Here is an 18,511-nt window from a genome sequence, read left to right on the forward strand (position 1 = left end):
GAGCAGGAACCGGTGGCGATCAGGAGCCCAGATGCTCCGCGCCGTGCCCGGCATGACCGTGATGCCGCAGCCCTCGCAGGGTCAGTGCCGTGTCGAGTGCGGCCACAGTCGCCTCCCATCCCTTGTCCTCGTGGCTGCCCGGCAGCCCGGCGCGGTCCAGCGCCTGGTCAATGGTGTCACATGTGAGGACCCCGTTGCCCACCGGTGTGGACTCGTCGAGCGCCACGCGCGTCACACCGGACGTCAAAGAATCGCAAACGTAGTCGAAGTGCGCGGTCTCCCCCCGGATGACGGCGCCGAGGCACACGACGGCGTCGAGGTCGCGGGCGAGCTGCTGCGCGACGACGGGGATCTCCAGCGTCCCGGCGACGCGCGCGACGACCGGCGCGTCCACCCCGCACGCCTTGGCCGCGTCCAGGGCCCGCGCGAGGAGCTGGTCGGTGATGCGCTCGTGCCAGCGCGCGGCGACGATGCCGAGCGTGAGCCCGGCGGCGTCGACGGTGCGGTCCTCGGGACGTCCTTCGCCGCTCACGCGAGCGCTCCGATCTGGTGGCCGAGCCGGTCGCGCTTGGCGGCCAGGTAGCGGACGTTGTGCTCGGTGACGGCGGGCGGCATCGCCTCGCGTCCGCGCACGTCGACGCCGAGCCCGGTGAGCGCGGTGATCTTGGCGGGGTTGTTGGTGAGCAGCCGGACGGACCGGACGCCGAGGTCCCGCAGGATGTGCGCCGCGTTGGAGTACTCGCGGGCGTCCACGGGCAGGCCGAGTTCGACGTTGGCGTCCACGGTGTCGGCGCCGTCGTCCTGGAGGGCGTAGGCGCGCAGCTTGGCGAGCAGACCGATCCCCCGGCCCTCGTGCCCGCGCAGGTACACGACGGCGCCGCGCCCCTCGGCCGCGATGCGCTCCATCGCGGCGTCGAGCTGGGCGCCGCAGTCGCAGCGCGCGGAGTGCAGGACGTCCCCGGTGAGGCATTCGGAGTGGACGCGCACCAGCACGTCGTCGCCCGCGCCGAGGTCGCCGAGGACGAGCGCGACGTGCTCCCCGTCGTCCACGACGCCGGAGAACCCGACCGCGCGCCACTCCCCGTACCGGTTCGGCAGCCGCGTCTCGACGACGCGCGTCACGGTGGACTCGGTGCGGCGGCGGTACTCGGCGAGCTGCTCGACGGAGATCAGCGCGAGCCCGTGCTCCTTGGCGAACACCTGGAGTTCGGGGAGCCGCGCCATCGTCCCGTCGTCGTTGACGACCTCGGCGAGCACGCCCGCCGGGGGCAGCCCGGCCAGCCGCGCGAGGTCCACGGCGGCCTCGGTGTGCCCGCGCCGCCGCAGCACGCCGCCCTCGCGGTAGCGCAGCGGGAAGATGTGGCCCGGACGGGTGAAGTCCCCCGGCACGGACGCCGCGTCCGCCAGCTTGCGGATCGTGTTCGCGCGGTCGGCGGCGGAGATGCCGGTGCTGACGTCGGCGGCGGCGTCCACGCTGACGGTGTAGGCGGTGCGCATCTTGTCGGCGTTCTGGGCCGTCATCAGGGGGATCTGGAGGCGGTCCAGGTCGTCGCCGGTCATCGGGACGCAGATCACGCCGCTGGTGTACCGGATCGTGAACGCGAGGAGTTCGGGGGTCGCCGCGGACGCGGCGAAGATGATGTCGCCCTCGTTCTCGCGGTCCTCGTCGTCCACCACGACCACCGGCCGGCCGGCCGCGATCGCCGCCACCGCCGTCTCGATCGGGTCGAAGATGCCGTCGCCGTCGTTGCCACTCATGTGGTCACCGCCCTGTTTTCGGAGTGTTGCGGGGCCTGACGCCCCTTGGCCTCGCGGAGCCAGTTGCGGAACCCGGCGAGCACCATGACGAAGAAGATCCCGTAGACCAGCCCGGACACGTACAGCCCGGACTTCAGGGCCAGCGGGACGCCGACCAGGTCCACCAGGACCCAGATGATCCAGAAGTCGACGAGCGCGCGGCTCTGCGCGAACGTCGCGGCGGCGCTGCCGACGAAGATGTAGGCGTTCGCCCACGGCGACCAGGTGACGTGCAGCCAGGTCAGGTGGGCGAAGATCTGCGCGACGGCGACCGTCCCGGCTGCGAGCGCGGCCAGCAGCACGATCCGCTCGCGCGCGGTGGCCTTGCGGACGGCGAGGTCGCCGCCGCCGCGCCGGCCGCGCGTCCACATGATCCAGCCGTAGACCGCGAGGACGCCGAACAGCACCTGCTTGAGCGCGTTCCCGGGGACGTGCGCGTGCAGGGACGCGGCCAGCAGCAGCGCGGCGCCCGCGAACTGGACGGGCCACGTCCACATCGTCCGGCGCATCGCGAGCCAGACGACCGCGAGCGACAGGATGTTGCCGGCGAGGTCCGTCCACAGGACGTGCTCGCCGAACAGGGAGAACCCGGCGCCGAGCCAGTTCACGGCGCGACCCGGTCGCCGAGCATCCGCTCGACGTACTTGGCGACGACGTCCACTTCCAGGTTCACCGGGTCGCCGGGGACCTTGTGGCCGAGCGTGGTGAGGTCGAGCGTGGTCGGGATGAGCGACACGCTGAACCGGTCTTTCGTCGCCTCCACGACGGTGAGGCTGATGCCGTCGACCGTGATGGAGCCCTTGTCCACGACGTAGCGGGCCAGGTCCTCGGGGAGGGAGAACGTGACGACGTCCCAGCGCTCGCCGGGCTCGCGGGAGATCAGGGTGCCGACGCCGTCCACATGGCCCTGGACGAGGTGGCCGCCGAGCCGGTCGTTCAGCCGGACGGGACGTTCCAGGTTGACGCGGGAGCCCGCTTTCAGCGCGCCGAGGGAGGACCGGTCCAGGGTCTCCTTCATGACGTCGGCGGTGAAGATCCCGTCGCGCGTCTCCACGACGGTGAGACAGACGCCGTTGACGGCGATCGACGCGCCGTGCACGGCGTCCTCGGTGACGAGCGGGCCGCGGATCGCGAGCCGCGCCGAGTCGGCGAGCGGCTCGACCGCCGTGATCTCGCCGAGTTCCTCGACGATGCCGGTGAACATGTCTCCCGGGCCTCCTGACCGTTCCAGGCGAGGCTCCGGGGATGTTTTCCCGCATGATGCGAGGACACGTCACCCCTGGTACGCAGGGGTGACTCGCGCGCTGCCTCCCATCCGGACTTTCACCGTCGGTCCCGGAATTCCACCGGGTCAACCGGCCGATGGCTTCGGCCGGGTCGCGGACTGTCACCGCCGGTTCGGACTTTCACCGACCCCGGAGCACGCGTTTCACTGCTTGCCAACCAGTGTGCCACGACCGACATTCCCGTCCCTATGTGGGATTCCCCACGGTGGGACATTTCGGACGCCCCACCGACCGCACGGCCCACGCGACGCGCCCCACCTCGGCCGCCCGACCGCGCGGCCGGCCCGACATGCGTCGGCCGCCCGAAAGTCAGCTTTCGGGCGGCCGGAACGTGCGTCGTCAGGCCCAGCCGGCGGCCTCGGTCGCCTTCTCGGCCTGGGCGCGCAGGCGGCGCGCGGCCTCGGCGGGGTCGTCGGCGCCGTAGACGGCGCTGCCCGCGACGAAGACGTCCGCGCCCGCCTCGGCGCAGCGCTCGATGGTCTCGGCGCTGACGCCGCCGTCCACCTGGAGCCAGACGGGCAGGTCGCGGTCCTTGATGAGGGCGCGGGCGCGGCGGACCTTGGGCAGCACGACGTCCAGGAACTTCTGGCCGCCGAAGCCGGGCTCCACGGTCATCAGCAGCAGCATGTCGATCTCGCCGAACAGGTCCGCGTACGGCTCGATGGCCGTCGCGGGGTTGATCCCGAGGGACGCGCGGGCACCGGCCGAGCGGATGGCCCGCAGCGTCCGGATGGGCGCCTTGGCGGCCTCCGCGTGGATCGTGACGCTGCCCGCCCCGACCTCGGCGAACCGCGGCGCCCACCGGTCCGGGTCCTCGATCATGAGGTGGCAGTCGAGGGGGATCGGGCTCGTCCGGAGCAGCGCCTCCACGACCGGGAGCCCGATCGTGAGGTTGGGGACGAAGTGGTTGTCCATGACGTCGACGTGGACCCAGTCGGCGGCATCGGCGACGCGGTTGACGTCGTCGGCCAGATGGGCGAAGTCGGCGGACAGGATGCTGGGTGAGATCTGCGGAGCCATGATGCCGAAAGTCTAGATGCGCCCGTCCCGCCCCTCCTCACCCGCCCGAGGGAGAGCACGGGTGACCCGGCCGCCGAGGACCCTCCGGCCGGGCGCGCGAACCGCCCGGCCGGAGGATCGCGGACGCTCAGGCGCCGGCGAGCGCCCGCATGACGGCGGACGGGTCGCCGTCGAAGTAGTCCCGGACGACGCTCTGGAGCACCGCCAGCGCCCGCAGGCCGGGCACGAACTCGGCCTCCTCACGCGGAACGGCGGGCTCCTTGGCGTTCCCGATCTTCAACAACTCGTGAATCTCGGTCGCGTGATACCGCCGGTGACCCGACGGCAGGGTGATCGGATTGAGGGTCCCGGTCCTGGCCCACCGCGTGACGGTCTTCGGATCGACGCGGAAGAACTGCGCCACCTCCGACGGCGTGTAGAGGGTCGGCTGCTTGTGCTCGTTGTCTTTGCTCATCGCCATGTGTTCTCGTTCGAGACGGTTGGTACTTCGGACAAACCTCGGATCCGCGCCGACCAGCCGAACGGCAATGCCGTGCGCAGCCCGAAGGCGTTTGAATGCCGCGAACGCGGCGACCGGGCGGGGCCTCCGGGTGGAGCCCCCTCACCGGAACCGGCGGACGATCGCGTCGGCCCACCCCACCCGGAGGAGTTACCAGGCCGGGGCCTGACGGAAGAAGATCGCGACGGCGCGGACAAGCGCCGGGCCGGACGATTCCCTGCGGCGAAGCGTGCGATCCCCTCGGGCGACATAGCCGGCCGCGCTGACGGGAAATCGTCCGTTCGAGCTCAGTAGTCGGGGTGGCGGGAGATACCGAGAAGCTCCGCGACGGCCCGCGCCGCCGGGACGGGGTGCCCCGCCGGTCCGATCACCTTGCGCGGGTCGAAGCCGACGACGAGGGACCAGCCCTCGTACGTCAGGTCGCAGCCCACGTCCACGTGGTGAGCGCGCCATTCGACGCGCAGCGTGGGCGGCAGTTGGGCCTTGAACCGCGAGATCTGGCAGGTGACGTCCGGGTACCGCTCCCGCAGCGTGAGACTCAACGCCGCCAGGAACGTGGTGCGCTGGTTCGCGGGCTGCGGTTCCTGGTCCGCAGCCTGGACGATCGACATCCTTACCTCCTTCACACGGATGGGCATTCGTACAATTCGCCAGGTTTGCCGCGATTCTCGGCCGACGGGTCCGCTGAGTGGATCGCTGGAAACCTGCGGAAACGGCTATGCGTTTCGGTGAATGCCCGCCCATCATGTGCCGCCGGGACTACGCTCGGCCACGAACCCCGATCGCCTTCGCAACAACCAAGATCACTCACGGACAACCCCCCGGAGGAGCAGATGTCCGGCGACGACGAATTCACACGCGACCCTCTCGTCCGGGCGGCTGGCGAAGTCATCCGCGCCCATCGCGAGGCGGCAGGGCTTTCCAGAATCGAACTCGCCCAGACTCTCGGCTGCACGCCCCAGTGGATCGAGGCGCTGGAGGCGGGCCGCAAGCCGCTGAGCGAACCCACCGCCGATGACCTCGACACCTTCTTCAAGACTCCGGGCCGACTTTTCTGGACGCTCTGGACGGAGATCAAGAAGGAAGGCAAGCACCGCGCCCAACTCCCAGGCTTTGAGGGCTTCGTGGAGCAGGAAGCGAGCGCGGTGTCGATCGACTGCTTCGCGCCACAGGCCATACCCGGCCTTCTCCAAACGGAGGCGTATGCCCGGGCCGTGATGGATACCAACAAGCCAGCTGACCAGCGAGAAGTACTGGTCAAGGAGCGCATGGACCGGCAAGGGATACTCGGCCGCCCTATGCCACCTCGCGCATGGTTCGTGATCGAGGAAGCCGTTCTTCACCGACCCGTCGGAGGCTCCCAAGTGATGCGCGAGCAGCTGAAGCGATTGCTCGATCTCGCGAGCGCCATCCAGAACATCCAGGTAAGGATCTTGCCTCTCGCCTCGGTCACCTGGGCGAGTCTCGATGGCTCGTTCATCATTCTTGGCTTCGCCGACAGCTCCCAGACCGCTTACTTTGAGTCGCCAGACCGCGGCAGTCTGATCAACATCCCACCCAGGGTGACGGCCGCCGCAGTACGCTTCAGCCTTGTGATGGGCGAGGCGCTGCCTGCCAGCGCCTCCCGCAAGCTGATCCACAAGGCGCTGGAGGACTACTCATGAACAACCCCGACCTGTCGGCTGCGGCCTGGCGCAAGAGCACCCGCAGCACGGGCCAGGGCGGAGAGTGCGTGGAGCTGGCGCAGGCTGCCCGCGTGGTGGGCGTCCGTGACAGCAAGGCTCCTGAAGCCGGTCACCTGGCCCTCCCGATCGAGTCGGCGACGGCGTTCTTGGACCGCGTCAAGACCGGTGCCCTCGACGCCGGCTGGTAATCCCCCGCACGACTCCCCGAGGCCCCTCCCCACCGGGGACGGGGCCTCGTCCCGTCTAACGATCACGGCCAGCGGGTACAGCAGCCGACGAGTTAACCCCCCACCTCACCGGAGGACTCGATGGACAACCTGTCGGCCGCAGTCTGGCGCAAGAGCAAGCGCAGCACGGGTCAGGGAGGGAACTGCGTCGAGCTGACCTCAGCTGTCGTCTGGCGCAAGAGCGCCCGCAGCTCAGCGCAGGGCGGCGACTGCGTAGAACTGGCGTCAACCGTCGCGTGGCGCAAGAGCACCCGCAGCACGGGCCAGGGCGGCGACTGCGTGGAGCTGGCGCAGGCAGCCCACGTGATGGGCATCCGCGACAGCAAGGCCCCCGAAGCCGGCCACCTGGACCTGCCGATCGAGTCGGCGACGGCGTTCCTGGACCACATCAAGTCCGGCGCCCTCGACGCCGACTGGTAATCCCCCCGCACGACTCCCCGAGGCCCCTCCCACCAGGGACGGGGCCTCATCCCGTCTAACGACCACTCCCAGCGGGTACAGCCGCAGCCGACGAATTCATTTCACCGTTGTGAGTAGATCAGCCGCGATGGTGGCCATCGTGTCGGCGATTGGCCCGGGCTCCCGTCAGCCGGCGCCGACGGTGAGGAGCATGTAGCGCAGCCGCCCGTGGCGTTCGGCGGCATGGCCTTCGACGCGCTCCGCTCCGATGCGCGCCGCGAGCGCAGTTCCAGCCTGGTTGGCCTTGTCGATCTCGACGACCGCGTCGATGATCCCCTGCGCGCGAATCATCGGCAGCGCGGCGGCGAGCATCGCCGCCCCGACGCCCTGACGGCGGCGGGACGGACGGACCGACACCCAGATCTGGCTGCCCTCCTGGCCGAACGCGTGGGTCATGGCGTGATGCCGTATGGAGACTCGGCCGAGGTATTCGCGGGTGTCGGGCCGTCCAGCCGTCACGTACCACCACACCGACGGACGTAGCGGCTCGGTCCCCGGCCGCATCATGGTGCCCTCGTTCAACGCGCGGCAGTAGCCCTGCAACCAGTCGGCATTACTGGTGCGCAAATCCTCCATTCCCAGGCCGTCGGCGTCCGGACGACCATCGACAGCCGCGTGTTCGGCCATTGCCTCCAGCCATGTGCTGCGCAGAGAAGCGTTAGGGAAGTGGAGCAGCGGCATTACCACCGGTCTCGTCATGTTCCCGATCCTTTCACCGACTCCGGCTCGCGGACCTCGCGACCACTCAACCGATCTACGATTGCCGCAGTGGCCGGCTGCCGCGCCTCGATCTCGATCCACCCGTACATCCCCGTCAGTTACATTCCAGGAAGATCCACCCATTCGAGGTGTCCAGCACGAAATTGAAAGCGCCGTACTCCAGCCCACACACCGCCACATAGCGGCCTATCCGGGCACGCACGTCACCCGGAACGCGGACGTGAACGCGACCGCATCGAGGACGGGCGGATCTGGGTCTCGCAACCGGGACCGCGAGGTGTGCGATGTGCTCGCCGTCGAACTCTCCGTCCGAAGCCTGACCGGCCAGACGCAGTGGACGCTACGGTGACGAGCATGCCTTCCGGCTACCTGATGCGCCCGGCGCGGCCCGACGATGAGGACCCGGTCGCCGCGATGATCCACGCTCGCGCCGCGTGGATGGACGCGCGCGGGCTGGACGGCTGGCGCGACTGGGCCGACGCCGCCGAACGCCTCGCCGCGCAAGTCGGCGACCCGAGCGTTCCCGTGTGGGCGCTGATCCGGACGGCCGACGACCGGGTCGCCGGGATCACCAGCGTGTACACCGACACGCCGTCGTGGGGGTGGACGGACGCCGAGCGTGCCGAAAGCGCCGTCTTCCTCGCCACCACCGTCACCGACCCCGCACTGCGCGGCGACCGCCCCGGTCACCGCATCGCCGCCTGGGCACTCGACCACGCCGCCCGCAACGGCCAGACGTGGGTCCGGCGCGGATGCTTTGGAACCGGCCTTTTGCGCTACTACCGCGACGTCCAAGGATGGACGCTCATCCGCACCGTCCAACGTCACGGCAAGCCGACGCACCTGCTCGCCCGCCGCACCGAGCAGCGCGTGGACGCCGACTCCTGAGCTGTTCCGCCCGAAAGGACAGGTTCCGATGCCCGACCGCGTGCGCGCCGTGCTACTCACCCCGACCGGCACGCTACTGCTGATGAAACGCATCAAGCCCGGCAAGGCCGCGTACCGGGTGGTCATCGGCGGCGGCATCGAGCCCGGCGACGCCTCTCCCGAAGACGCGCTCCACCGCGAGATCCGCGAGGAGACCGGCGGTGAAGCGGCGGTGATCCGCCACCTGCACACGATCGAACGCGACGGCGAACGGCAGGACTTCTTTCTCGCCTCGATCGACGCCTGGTCCCCCGCCGAGCGCACCGGGCCGGAGTTCGACCGCGCGGACGGCGGTCAATATCTGCTGGAGGAGATCCCGGCGACCGTCCAAGCCCTGGACGCAGTCGAACTACTCCCCGAAGAGTTCGCGCGTGTCCTCCGCGCGGCCGTCGAGCGCGGCGAACTGACCCGGACACGGTAGACCCCGCCACGCGTTGCACCGGCTGGCCAGCGCCGAACGCGAAGAGCGTCAGCTCAGGTGCGCGAAACGCTCGGCTGTCGGCCCTGCTTTTCGTGCGACGGGCGGGTCAGGAGCGGGTGAGGAGGGAGAGGAACATCGCGTCGGTGCCGTGGCGGTGGGGCCAGAATTGCGCGTCTTCGCCGACGGCTATGCCGGTGAGGGACGGTGCCAGGTCGGTGAGGACGGCCGGGGCGTTCAGGCGCTTGGTGTCCTTGCGCTCGCGGAGGATGTCGTCGATCACCACGCGGGTTTCGGCGAGGTGCGGGGAGCAGGTCACGTAGGCGACTACTCCGCCGGGGCGGACGGCGTCCAGGGCTGAACGGAGCAGGGCGCGTTGGGTGGTGCCCAGTTCGGCCACCGCGCTCGGGCCACGGCGCCAGCGGGCCTCGGGGCGGCGGCGGAGAGCGCCCAGGCCGGTGCAGGGGGCGTCCAGGAGGATGCGGTCGAAGGACGCGGGGCGCCAGGCCGGGGCGGTGCCGTCGGCGGCGATGACGGCTGTGCGGGCGTCTACCGTGCGGCGGACCAGAGTGGCGCGGTGGGGTTGCAGGTCGGCGGCCAGCAGGTGTGCGTCGCGGGACGCTGCTAGTGCGGCCAACAGTCCGGCCTTGCCGCCGGGGCCGGCGCAAATGTCGAGCCAGCGCGCGTCCGGGCCGTCCAGGGGGACGGCGGCCAGGGCGGCGGCCACCAGTTGGCTCGCCTCGTCCTGGACGGCCGCGCGGCCTTCGCGGACGGCGGGCAGGGAGGCCGGGTCGCCTTCGGGGAGGACGGCGCCGTAGGGCGAGTAGGGGGCGGGTGCGGCGCCGGCCGACGTCAGCTCGGCGAGGGTCGCGCGGCCCGGACGGGCCACCAGCGTCACCAGCGGACGGGCGTTGTCGGCGGCGAGCAGGTCGGCGATCTCGCCGGAGTCCGGGCCGAGCGCGTCGCGCAGCGCCGACACGATCCACTTCGGGTGGCTGTGCGCGATGGACAGCCGGGTCGTCAGGTCGGTGTCGGCGGGGGCGATGATCTCCAGCCACGCGTCCAGCGGACGGGCCGCGACCTTGCGCAGGACGGCGTTCGCGAACTTGGAGCCGCCCGGACCGGTCACCGAGCGGGCCAGGTCCACGGTGGTGCCGACGGCGGCGTGCGGCGGGATCCGCGTCGCGAGGATCTGGTGCGCGCCGAGCCGCAGGACGTCCAGCAGCGGCGCGTCGATGCGGCGCAGCTCGCGGTCGCTGCACAGGGCGAGGACGGCGTCGTAGGTGCCGCGTCCGCGCAGCGTCCCGTAGGTCAGCTCGGTGGCGAGCGCGGCGTCGCGGCCGGTGAGGTTCCGGTCGCGCAGCCGCGCGGGCAGCAGCAGGTTCGCGTACGCGTCGCGGGTCTCTACGGCGCGGATCACGTCGAACGCGGTGCGCCGGACGAGGTCCTCGGGGCGTCCGGTGCGGCGCGGGCCGCCCGGACGGCGGCTGTCCCGGGCCCGGTGGGCGCGGTGGTCACGGGCCATCAGTGCAGGGCGTCCTTACCGGTCACGTCGATGCCGCGCGCCCAGTCCGCGGCGTTCATGAGGCGCTTGCCCTCGGGGCGGACCTCGCCGAGCACGACGGGGTGCGTGGCGGTGCCGACGAGGACGTCCTTCTTCCCGGCCAGCAGCTCGCCGGGCGCGAGCGCGGGGCCGTCCGGGACGAGCCGGACCGGGCCGAGCTTGAGCCGCGCGTCCCGGAACGTCGTCCAGGCGCCGGGCGCGGGCGTGCAGGCGCGCACGAGCCGGTCCACGTGCCGGGCGGGGGTGCGCCAGTCGACGCGCGCGTCGTCCGGGGTGATCTTGGGGGCGGTGGAGACGCCCTCGGCGGGCTGCGGACGCGGTTCCAGCGCCCCGGCCTCGATGCCGTCCATCGTGTCGGCGAGCAGCCGCGCGCCGGCGATCGAGAGCCGGTCCAGCAGCGCCCCGGACGTGTCGTCCGGACGGATCGGCTCGGTCAGCACGCCGAACACCGGCCCGGTGTCGAGCCCTTCCTCGATCTGGAAGGTCGCGGCGCCGGTGACGTCGTCGCCGTGCAGGATCGCGTGCTGGACGGGCGCCGCCCCGCGCCACGCCGGCAACAGCGAGAAGTGCAGGTTCACCCAGCCGTGAACGGGAATGTCCAGCGCGGATTTAGGGATCAACGCCCCGTAAGCCACGACCGGGCAGCAATCCGGTGCAAGCTCACGCAACCTGTCCAGGAACTCCGGATCGCGGACCTTGGCGGGCTTCAGCACCTCGATCCCCGCGTCCAGGGCCCGCTCGGCGACGGGCGACGCGACGAGCCGCCGCCCCCGTCCGGCGGGCGCGTCGGGACGGGTCACGACCGCCGCGACCTCGTGCCCGGACGCCAGCAGCGCCTCCAAAGCGGGCACCGCGGTGGCGGGCGTTCCGGCGAAGACGAGACGCACTCAGATGGCCTTCCCGAACGTGGGGTGCGGGGACTGCTTGACGACCGGCGGCCCGTCCCCGAACCACTCGGCCTCGCGGATCGCCTTCATCGCGGCCTTGCGCTGCTCGGCGTCCATCCGGTCGATGAAGATGATCCCGTCCAGGTGGTCGGTCTCGTGCTGCACGCACCGCGCGAGCAGGTGCGTGCCCTCCAGCGTGATCGGCTCGCCGTGCTGGTTGAACCCGCGCGCCACGGCCCGCACCGAACGCGGCGTCGGGAACGACAGGCCGGGCAGCGAGAGGCAGCCCTCGTCGTCGGTCTCCTGCTCGTCCGACAGGTCCAGCGTGGGGTTCACGACGTGGCCGAGGACGTCGTCGACGTAGTAGGTGAACACCCGCAGCCCCACGCCGAGCTGCGGCGCCGCGAGGCCCGCGCCGGGCGCGTCGATCATCGTGTCCGTGAGGTCCTTGACGAGCTGCCGCAGCTCCTTGTCGAAATCCCGGACGGGATCGGCGGGAGTGCGCAGCACCGGGTCGCCGAAGATGCGGATGGGCTTGACGGCCAACGCGGACTCCGTTTCACGTGCGGGCGTTCAAGGGTCCAGTCTACGGAGCCCGTGACCTTGGTCGTGCCGGTCACAGCGCGGGCGACGCCTCGCCGTCGAGCGGCGCGGTGTACCCGTCGGCGAGCAGCATCTCGCGGACGCCCCAGAGGCCGAGCGGCGTGAGCGTCCAGCCGTCCCCGGCGCGGACGGCGACGCCCCACGCGGCGAGGTCGGCGAGCTCCAGCGTCAGCGCCTCGGTGACGACGGCGCCGTCGGTGATCGCGTAGGTCTCGGCGACGTGCTCGGCGAGCGCGGCGGCGATGGCGGTGTGCGGCACCGGCCCGCCCTGCTCGTACAGGTAGAGCAGGACGCCGGGCAGCTCGGCGCGCACGAGCCCCGCCGCGTCCTGCCCGGCGGGAGCGTCGGCGGCGGCGACGGCGTGCTCGAACAGGCCCAGCCAGGCCGTCAGGACGTCATCCCCGGCGAGCGCGGCCTGCGCGGGGCCGGGGGCGCCGACGCCGCCGGACGTGTCCAGGATGTCCGCGCGCACCGCCGCCCACCACAGCCGGTGCAGTTCCGGCAGATCGGACAGGGCGGCGACGGTCGCGGCGCGGCGCGGGATCGCGAGCCCGATCTCGTCCACGGCGGCCTGCGCCTCGCGGGCGGACGGCTCGGCCCCGGCGGTCAGCCGCCGGTTCACCGCCCACGCCGCGAGCGCGAGCGTCTGCCGGGTCAGCCCGGACTCGGCGGCGGCGACGGCCAGCTCGTCGCGGGACGGCAGCCGCACCGGCGGGACGACCAGGTCGTCGCCGTGCTCGCGCAGGTGGGCGTCCACGCGGGCGTAGCGCTCGCGCTCGGGCAGCGCCTCGAACGCGGCGACCCAGCCGTCGGCGGCGGCCTGGTCGGCGGGGTCGACGCCGTCCGCGCGCATCAGCGCCGTCATGATCTCGGCGGCGGCGCGGCGCTCGTCGGTCTCGGCGTCGGCGACGGCCCGCGCGAACCGCGGGGCGATCTCGGCCAGCGCCGCCGTCAGCGCGGCCCCGTCGGCGTGCCCGCGTGCGCCGAGGTAGGCGACCAGGTGGCCGACGGCGGTGAGGATCGCGGGGACCTCGGCGGCCTCGGCGACGACCGCGGCCGGGAACGCCTCCAGCAGCAGGCGGCGCAGCGCGGCCGGGTCGAGCGCGTCCGGGCCGGTCAGGCCGATCTCCTCGCGGGCGAGGTCCAGCAGGAGCCGGACGCCCTGGACGTCCACCGGCTCGTCGTGCTCGTCGGTCCACCGGCGCAGATCGTCGGCGGTGCGCTCCACCCAGTCGTCGGCCACCCGAGCACCCTAGAGCACGGGCGGGCGCGGGGCCGTCAGATCAGTTCGAGCGGGTCGATTCGGATGCGGACCACCTCGTCCGCGCGGCGTGCGCTGCGGACGGCCGCCGCCGCGTGCAGCGCTCGGGCCAGCGCGGACGCGGCCCCCGGCGGCACCCGGACGAGCGCGCGCTCCTTGCCGTCCTCCACCGGGACCGGGCCGAGGACCTCTGCGCCGTCCGGCAGCCGCGCGTCGGCGAGCAGTTCGCGCAGCGCGGCCGGGGACGCGGTCAGCGACGCCATCCGCGCGGCGGGCGGGAACCCGGCCTCGCGCCGCTCGGCCAGCTCCAGTTCGGCGTACGTCGCCGGGTCCCACCGGACGAGCGCCTGCACCGGGCGCAGCGCCCCGTCCGCCGCGACGACGACCGCGCCGCCGGGCCGCACCAGCGCGGCGGCGTTCATCCAGCGCCGCAGCGCCTCCTCCCCCGCCCGCAGGTCCGGACGGGCGAGCAGGACGCGGCCGTCCAGCAGCAGCGCCGCCGCGTAGCCGCCGGCCGCGACCGGCTCGGCGCCCGGCGTCGCGACGACCAGCGCCGGTTCCGCGCCGACGTCGGTGAGGATCTGGTCGCGGCCCGACGTCCGCACCGGGACGCCGGGGAACGCCCGGCCCATCTCCTCGGCCGTCCGCCGCGCGCCGACCGCGACCGCGCGGACCTGGAAGTGCCCGCACTCGGGGCAGTGCCAGTCCCCCGCGATGCGCCCGCACCAGCGGCACGACGGCGCGGCGTGCGACGACGCCAGCGCCAGCGGGCCCTGGCACGCCGTGCAGCGCGCCGCCTCCCGGCACCGTCCGCACGCCAGGCCCGGCACGTAGCCGCGTCGCGGGACCTGGACGAGCACCGGGCCGTCGGCGAGGGCGGCGCGGGCCGTCCGGAACGCCAGCTCGCCGAGCCGGGCGGTGCGGGCCGCCGCGTCGCGCGCCAGCTCGCCGTCCTCCCCGGCGGGCCTTACGCGCGGCATCACCGCCCTGACCTGCGCGCGGTCGGCGGCGAGCGCGTGCGCCCAGCCCGTCTCCACGAGCCGCGTCGCGTCGGTGGTGCGGGTGAAGCCGCCGAACAGCGCGCCCGCGCCCGTCCGGTGCGCCCGCAGGGCCAGGACCTCGCGCGGGTGCGGGTAGGGGGCGTGCGGCTCGGCGTGGACGTCGTCGCCGTCGTCCCAGAGCACGACCAGGCCGAGGTCTTCGACCGGCGCGAACATCGTCGCGCGGGTGCCGACGACCGCGCGGACGTTCCCGCGCCGCACCGCCAGCCACCGCCGGTACCGGACGGTCGGGCCGAGATCGGCGGTCAGCGCGACGTGGCGTCCGTCGCCCAGTTCGGCGGTGAGCGCGGCGTCGACGCGGGCGACGTCACGGCCGTCCGCGACGACGACCAGGGCGCCGCGTCCGCCCGCCAGCGCCGCCGCGACCGCCCGCGCGACCGCGTCCGGCCAGTCCCCGCCCGGCAGCGCCGACCAGACGGCCCTCGGCGCGCGTCCCTCCCTGAGCGCCGTGAGGAAAGACGGGCCCGCCGGATATTTCGCCCAGGGGCCGGGGCCCGTGACGGGGTCTTCGTGCTCCCGCGGCTCGGGCGGCGGCTCGGCCTCCACGCGGGCGTGCCGGGGCGGGATCGCGAGGCGCAGCACGTCGGCCATCGTCCCGGCGTACCGGTCGGCGACGGCGCGGGCCAGCGCCGCGATCTCCGTCGCCAGCACCGGCTCGGCGGACGTGACGCGCTCCAGGTACAGCAGCCGCCCGTCGTGCCCGCTCTCGGCGACGCGTTCCAGCACGTAGCCGTCCACGAGCCGGCCCGCGAACCGCACGCGGACACGGCAGCCGGGCACCGTCTGGGCGTCCAGCTTGTCCGGGACGAGGTAGTCGAACGGGCGGTCCAAATGCGGCAGCGGAACGTCCACCGCGACCCGCGCCACCGGCAGTTCGGCCGCCGGGCTCCGCTCCCCCTTGCGGGCCTTGCGCGTCGCGGGCGCCGCCGCCTTGCCGCCGGACGGTAGGGTCGGGTCGGGCCGCGCGGCGACCTCGTGCAATCCCGGGATCAGGCCCGTGCCCCCGCCGTCGCTCGTCACCGTCCCGTCCTACCAGACGGGAGGGACGGTCCGACGCCGCGCGGCGCCCCGCACGACCGTTCGCGAAGGACGAGCAGGCCCACCGTGACCACAGCACACATCCCCGAGCGCCTCGACACCACCGGCCCCGAGCGTCCCCCGCGCCGTCCGGCCTGGCGCCGCTACGCCGACCCCCGCAACCCGGTGACGGCCGCCACGCTGCTCGCCGCCGTCCTGCACCTGGTGTGGGCGCGGTGGCTGGCCGCCGAGGGCGGCGACCTCGCCGCCCAGGCGTTCTGGACGCACTTCGCGGGCGACCACCCCGGCTCCGCCTACAGCCTCGCCTGGTACGGCGGCATCCACCCCGTGTCCTACAGCGTGTTGTCGCCGTACGTGATGTCGTGGTTCGGCATCCGGACGGTCGCGACCGTCGCGGGCACCCTGTCGGCGACGCTGACCGCGCTGCTGCTCGTGCGGTTCCGCGCGCCCGCCACGCGCGCCGCGTCGCTCTGGGCCGCGTTCGCGATCTCCTGCAACGCCGGGTCCGGACGCGTCACGTTCGGCCTCGGCCTGGTGTTCGCGCTCGGCGCGGTGCTGGTCGCGTTCACGCCGCGCGGCCGTCCCGTCGTGCGCGCCGCCTCGATGTTCGGGCTCGCGGTGGTCGCGACGCTCGCGTCCCCGGTCGCCGGGCTGTTCCTCATGGTCGTCGCCGCCGCCTTGTTCCTCACCGGCCGCCGCCGCGCCGGCCTCGCCATCGCCGCCGGGCCGCCCATCGTCGTCGGCGTCACCACGGTGTTGTTCCCGTTCACCGGCGTGCAGCCGATCGGGCTGTTCTCGATCGTCGTGCCCTCGATCACGAGCGTCCTCGCGCTGCTGCTCTGCGCGCCCCGCTCATGGACGCTCGTCCGCGTCGGCGCGGGCGTCTACCTCACGGGCATCGCGCTGACGTTCGCGATCCCGTCGCCGATCGGCAGCAACGTGGAACGGCTGTCGCTGCTGTTCGGCGGGATGCTGCTGCTGTGCGCGGTCGCGGCGACGACCCGTCCGTCGCGGCTGGTGGTGCTGAGCCTCGCGTTCGTCGTCACCGCCGGCTGGATGATGGTGAAGCCGGTGGACGACATCATCCACACCCGTCCGGCCGCCGCCACCGCCGGAACCGTCGGCGGCCTGCGCGCCGAACTCGACCGCTACGGCGCCGCCCGGGGCCGCATCGAGGTCGTCCCGCTCCGCTCCCACTGGGAGACGTCGGGGCTGGCCCGGAACTACACGCTCGCGCGCGGCTGGAACCGCCAGGTGGACGCCGAACGCCACCCGATCTTCTACAAGGACGGCGCGCTCACCCCCGCGTCCTACCACGCGTGGCTGCGGCAGTGGGCCGTCCGCTTCGTCGTCCTGCCCGAGGACGAGACGGACTGGGCCGCGCACGAGGAGGCCGACCTCGTCCGCGCCGGCCAGCCCTACCTGCGCGAGGTCTACCACGACCCGTACTGGCGGCTCTACCAGGTAACGGACCCGGTGCCGCTGGTGGAACTCCCGTCGACGGTCGCCTGGATCCACTCCGACGAACTGGCCGTGGACGTCCCCTCGCGCGGCTCCGTGCTCCTGCGCATCGTCTGGTCCCCCTGGCTGGGCGTCTCCACCGACCACGGCTCCGGCGGCGGCTGCCTGGAACGCGACGGCACCTTCATCCGCCTGCACGCCCCCGGCCCCGGCCGCTACCGCGTCGCGGCCCACTACGCCCTCCCCCGCGGCACCCCCTGCCCCCGCTAGCCCGCGCCCGGACATGCGAAAGGTCCGCTGCCATACGGCGGCGGACCTTTCAGGGGTGTGCGGCAGTCGTCAGAGACCGGCGGCGGACGCGAGGGCGTCGGCGCGGTCGGTGGACTCCCACGAGAAGTCGGGCTCACGGCGGCCGAAGTGGCCGTAGGCGGCGGTCTGGGAGTAGATGGGACGCAGCAGGTCCAGGTCGCGGACGATCGCGGCCGGGCGCAGGTCGAACACGTCCAGGACGGCTTCCTGGATCTTGGCGACGGGCAGCTTCTCGGTGCCGAACGTCTCGACGAAGACGCCGACGGGCTGGGCCTTGCCGATCGCGTAGGCGACCTGGACCTCGGCGCGGTCGGCGAGCTGCGCCGCGACGATGTTCTTGGCGACCCAGCGCATCGCGTAGGCGGCGGAGCGGTCCACCTTGGACGGGTCCTTGCCGGAGAAGGCGCCGCCGCCGTGGCGGGCCATGCCGCCGTAGGTGTCCACGATGATCTTGCGGCCGGTGAGGCCGGCGTCGCCCATCGGGCCGCCGATCTCGAAGCGGCCGGTCGGGTTGACGAGCAGCCGGTAGCCGTCGGAGTCGATGTCGAACTCGGCGAGGACCGGGTCGACGACGTGCTCCTTGATGTCCGGCGTCAGCAGCTCCTTCAGGTCGATGTCGGGAGCGTGCTGGCTGGACACCACGACGGTGTCGAGCCGGACGGCGCGGGCGCCGTCGTACTCGATCGTGACCTGGGTCTTGCCGTCGGGGCGCAGGTAGGGAACCACGCCGCCCTTGCGGACCGCCGACAGGCGCTGCGCGAGCCGGTGCGCCAGCGTGATCGGCAGCGGCATCAGCTCGGGGGTCTCGTTGGTGGCGTAGCCGAACATGAGGCCCTGGTCGCCGGCGCCCTGACGGTCGAGGTCGTCGGAGCCCTCGCCCTCGCGGGTCTCGTAGGCGTCGTCCACGCCCTGGGCGATGTCGGGCGACTGCGCGCCGATGGACACCGACACGCCGCAGGAGTGCCCGTCGAAGCCCTTCTTGGACGAGTCGTAGCCGATCTCCAGGATCTTCTCCCGGATGACGCCGGGAATGTCCACGTAGGTCTCGGTGGTGACCTCACCGGCGACGTGGACCTGCCCCGTGGTGATCAGGGTCTCGACGGCGACCCGGCTGCGCGGATCGTCCTTGAGCATCGCGTCCAGGAGCGTGTCGCTGATCTGGTCAGCGATCTTGTCCGGATGCCCCTCGGTGACGGACTCGGAGGTGAACAGACGGCGAGACACGTTGCGTGGACTCCTTGCAGCGGCTGCTGACTGATGTCGCAGAGCGGATGTGGTGGTCGGCACGG

At 72.8% G+C, this 18,511-nt stretch carries 20 protein-coding genes and 1 riboswitch; of the genes, 6 read left to right on the forward strand and 14 right to left on the reverse strand.

The window, feature by feature from the left end:
- Positions 1 to 19 precede the first annotated feature (19 nt).
- From ribH to BTM25_RS13295, 7 genes are all read right to left on the reverse strand, one after another.
- A complete protein-coding gene (gene ribH, locus BTM25_RS13265) occupies positions 20 to 532 on the reverse strand; it encodes a 6,7-dimethyl-8-ribityllumazine synthase (RefSeq protein ID WP_103563216.1) in 513 nt (170 codons plus the stop codon).
- Positions 529 to 1,758: a bifunctional 3,4-dihydroxy-2-butanone-4-phosphate synthase/GTP cyclohydrolase II gene (locus tag BTM25_RS13270; RefSeq protein WP_103563217.1), complete on the reverse strand. Its 1,230-nt coding sequence runs from the start codon at positions 1,756 to 1,758 to the stop codon at positions 529 to 531. The genes ribH and BTM25_RS13270 overlap by 4 nt, the downstream gene beginning before the upstream one ends.
- Positions 1,755 to 2,405, reverse strand: coding sequence for a nicotinamide riboside transporter PnuC (pnuC, locus tag BTM25_RS13275; RefSeq protein WP_103563218.1), 651 nt, complete (start codon positions 2,403 to 2,405; stop codon positions 1,755 to 1,757). The genes BTM25_RS13270 and pnuC overlap by 4 nt, the downstream gene beginning before the upstream one ends.
- Positions 2,402 to 3,001, reverse strand: coding sequence for a riboflavin synthase (locus BTM25_RS13280; protein ID WP_103563219.1), 600 nt, complete (start codon positions 2,999 to 3,001; stop codon positions 2,402 to 2,404). The genes pnuC and BTM25_RS13280 overlap by 4 nt, the downstream gene beginning before the upstream one ends.
- A 93-nt stretch (positions 3,002 to 3,094) precedes the next feature.
- Positions 3,095 to 3,225, reverse strand: a riboswitch (FMN riboswitch).
- Positions 3,226 to 3,422: 197 nt separating this feature from the next.
- On the reverse strand, positions 3,423 to 4,103 hold the full coding sequence (rpe, locus tag BTM25_RS13285) for a ribulose-phosphate 3-epimerase (protein ID WP_103563220.1): 681 nt from the start codon (positions 4,101 to 4,103) through the stop codon (positions 3,423 to 3,425).
- Positions 4,104 to 4,230: 127 nt separating this feature from the next.
- Positions 4,231 to 4,557 (reverse strand): helix-turn-helix domain-containing protein, encoded by a 327-nt coding sequence (locus BTM25_RS30695; protein ID WP_103564612.1) that lies wholly within the window; start codon positions 4,555 to 4,557, stop codon positions 4,231 to 4,233.
- Between the two features lie 332 nt (positions 4,558 to 4,889).
- A complete protein-coding gene (locus BTM25_RS13295; RefSeq protein WP_103563221.1) occupies positions 4,890 to 5,213 on the reverse strand; it encodes a hypothetical protein in 324 nt (107 codons plus the stop codon).
- Between the two features lie 222 nt (positions 5,214 to 5,435).
- Between BTM25_RS13295 and BTM25_RS13300 the strand changes: the two genes are divergently transcribed.
- The 3 genes from BTM25_RS13300 (at position 5,436) to BTM25_RS13310 (ending at position 6,934) form a co-directional block, all read left to right on the forward strand.
- Entirely contained in the window at positions 5,436 to 6,266 is an 831-nt protein-coding gene (locus tag BTM25_RS13300; RefSeq protein WP_103563222.1) for a helix-turn-helix domain-containing protein, read from the forward strand.
- Complete coding sequence (locus BTM25_RS13305) at positions 6,263 to 6,475, forward strand: DUF397 domain-containing protein (RefSeq protein WP_103563223.1); 213 nt, start codon at positions 6,263 to 6,265, stop codon at positions 6,473 to 6,475. The genes BTM25_RS13300 and BTM25_RS13305 overlap by 4 nt, the downstream gene beginning before the upstream one ends.
- 120 nt (positions 6,476 to 6,595) lie before the next feature.
- Positions 6,596 to 6,934, forward strand: a complete 339-nt coding sequence (locus tag BTM25_RS13310; RefSeq protein ID WP_103563224.1) for a DUF397 domain-containing protein — start codon at positions 6,596 to 6,598, stop codon at positions 6,932 to 6,934.
- A 165-nt stretch (positions 6,935 to 7,099) separates the two neighbouring features.
- Here BTM25_RS13310 and BTM25_RS13315 read toward each other — a convergent pair whose 3' ends face one another.
- Complete coding sequence (locus BTM25_RS13315; RefSeq protein ID WP_103563225.1) at positions 7,100 to 7,672, reverse strand: GNAT family N-acetyltransferase; 573 nt, start codon at positions 7,670 to 7,672, stop codon at positions 7,100 to 7,102.
- 375 nt (positions 7,673 to 8,047) lie between these two features.
- Between BTM25_RS13315 and BTM25_RS13320 the strand changes: the two genes are divergently transcribed.
- Both BTM25_RS13320 and BTM25_RS13325 read left to right on the forward strand, forming a co-directional pair.
- Positions 8,048 to 8,581 (forward strand): hypothetical protein, encoded by a 534-nt coding sequence (locus BTM25_RS13320; protein ID WP_235828391.1) that lies wholly within the window; start codon positions 8,048 to 8,050, stop codon positions 8,579 to 8,581.
- A gap of 28 nt (positions 8,582 to 8,609) precedes the next feature.
- Positions 8,610 to 9,041 (forward strand): NUDIX domain-containing protein, encoded by a 432-nt coding sequence (locus BTM25_RS13325; protein WP_103563226.1) that lies wholly within the window; start codon positions 8,610 to 8,612, stop codon positions 9,039 to 9,041.
- 106 nt (positions 9,042 to 9,147) lie between these two features.
- Here the strand turns inward: BTM25_RS13325 and BTM25_RS13330 are convergent, their stop codons facing one another.
- The 5 genes from BTM25_RS13330 to BTM25_RS13350 form a co-directional block, all read right to left on the reverse strand.
- Positions 9,148 to 10,563 (reverse strand): RsmB/NOP family class I SAM-dependent RNA methyltransferase, encoded by a 1,416-nt coding sequence (locus tag BTM25_RS13330; RefSeq protein WP_103563227.1) that lies wholly within the window; start codon positions 10,561 to 10,563, stop codon positions 9,148 to 9,150.
- Positions 10,563 to 11,489, reverse strand: a complete 927-nt coding sequence (gene fmt, locus BTM25_RS13335) for a methionyl-tRNA formyltransferase (protein ID WP_103563228.1) — start codon at positions 11,487 to 11,489, stop codon at positions 10,563 to 10,565. Before fmt ends, BTM25_RS13330 begins: the two co-directional genes overlap by 1 nt.
- Positions 11,490 to 12,035 carry a peptide deformylase gene (gene def / locus BTM25_RS13340; protein WP_103563229.1) on the reverse strand — a complete coding sequence of 182 codons (546 nt, stop codon included), beginning with the start codon at positions 12,033 to 12,035 and terminating at the stop codon, positions 11,490 to 11,492.
- 70 nt (positions 12,036 to 12,105) lie between these two features.
- Positions 12,106 to 13,335, reverse strand: a complete 1,230-nt coding sequence (locus BTM25_RS13345) for a hypothetical protein (RefSeq protein ID WP_103563230.1) — start codon at positions 13,333 to 13,335, stop codon at positions 12,106 to 12,108.
- 35 nt (positions 13,336 to 13,370) lie between these two features.
- Positions 13,371 to 15,434 (reverse strand): primosomal protein N', encoded by a 2,064-nt coding sequence (locus tag BTM25_RS13350; RefSeq protein WP_103563231.1) that lies wholly within the window; start codon positions 15,432 to 15,434, stop codon positions 13,371 to 13,373.
- Between the two features lie 84 nt (positions 15,435 to 15,518).
- Between BTM25_RS13350 and BTM25_RS13355 the strand changes: the two genes are divergently transcribed.
- Positions 15,519 to 17,183: an MFS transporter gene (locus tag BTM25_RS13355; RefSeq protein ID WP_235828392.1), complete on the forward strand. Its 1,665-nt coding sequence runs from the start codon at positions 15,519 to 15,521 to the stop codon at positions 17,181 to 17,183.
- A gap of 69 nt (positions 17,184 to 17,252) precedes the next feature.
- On the opposite strand, the gene metK is transcribed toward BTM25_RS13355, so the two are convergent.
- Positions 17,253 to 18,446, reverse strand: a complete 1,194-nt coding sequence (gene metK / locus BTM25_RS13360; RefSeq protein WP_103563232.1) for a methionine adenosyltransferase — start codon at positions 18,444 to 18,446, stop codon at positions 17,253 to 17,255.
- Positions 18,447 to 18,511 lie beyond the last annotated feature (65 nt).

Source organism: Actinomadura rubteroloni, from assembly GCF_002911665.1.
GTDB classification, from domain to species: Bacteria; Actinomycetota; Actinomycetes; order Streptosporangiales; family Streptosporangiaceae; genus Spirillospora; species Spirillospora rubteroloni.

Excerpts from the sequence above, each read along its gene's own strand:
- BTM25_RS13270 (WP_103563217.1), bottom strand. The coding sequence starts at position 1,758 with ATGAGTGGCAACGACGGCGACGGCATCTTCGACCCGATCGAGACGGCG.
- BTM25_RS13280 (WP_103563219.1), bottom strand. The coding sequence starts at position 3,001 with ATGTTCACCGGCATCGTCGAGGAACTCGGCGAGATCACGGCGGTCGAG.
- rpe (WP_103563220.1), bottom strand. The coding sequence starts at position 4,103 with ATGGCTCCGCAGATCTCACCCAGCATCCTGTCCGCCGACTTCGCCCAT.
- BTM25_RS30695 (WP_103564612.1), bottom strand. The coding sequence starts at position 4,557 with ATGAGCAAAGACAACGAGCACAAGCAGCCGACCCTCTACACGCCGTCG.
- BTM25_RS13295 (WP_103563221.1), bottom strand. The coding sequence starts at position 5,213 with ATGTCGATCGTCCAGGCTGCGGACCAGGAACCGCAGCCCGCGAACCAG.
- BTM25_RS13300 (WP_103563222.1), top strand. The coding sequence starts at position 5,436 with ATGTCCGGCGACGACGAATTCACACGCGACCCTCTCGTCCGGGCGGCT.
- BTM25_RS13305 (WP_103563223.1), top strand. The coding sequence starts at position 6,263 with ATGAACAACCCCGACCTGTCGGCTGCGGCCTGGCGCAAGAGCACCCGC.
- BTM25_RS13310 (WP_103563224.1), top strand. The coding sequence starts at position 6,596 with ATGGACAACCTGTCGGCCGCAGTCTGGCGCAAGAGCAAGCGCAGCACG.
- BTM25_RS13315 (WP_103563225.1), bottom strand. The coding sequence starts at position 7,672 with ATGACGAGACCGGTGGTAATGCCGCTGCTCCACTTCCCTAACGCTTCT.
- BTM25_RS13320 (WP_235828391.1), top strand. The coding sequence starts at position 8,048 with ATGCCTTCCGGCTACCTGATGCGCCCGGCGCGGCCCGACGATGAGGAC.
- BTM25_RS13325 (WP_103563226.1), top strand. The coding sequence starts at position 8,610 with ATGCCCGACCGCGTGCGCGCCGTGCTACTCACCCCGACCGGCACGCTA.
- BTM25_RS13330 (WP_103563227.1), bottom strand. The coding sequence starts at position 10,563 with ATGGCCCGTGACCACCGCGCCCACCGGGCCCGGGACAGCCGCCGTCCG.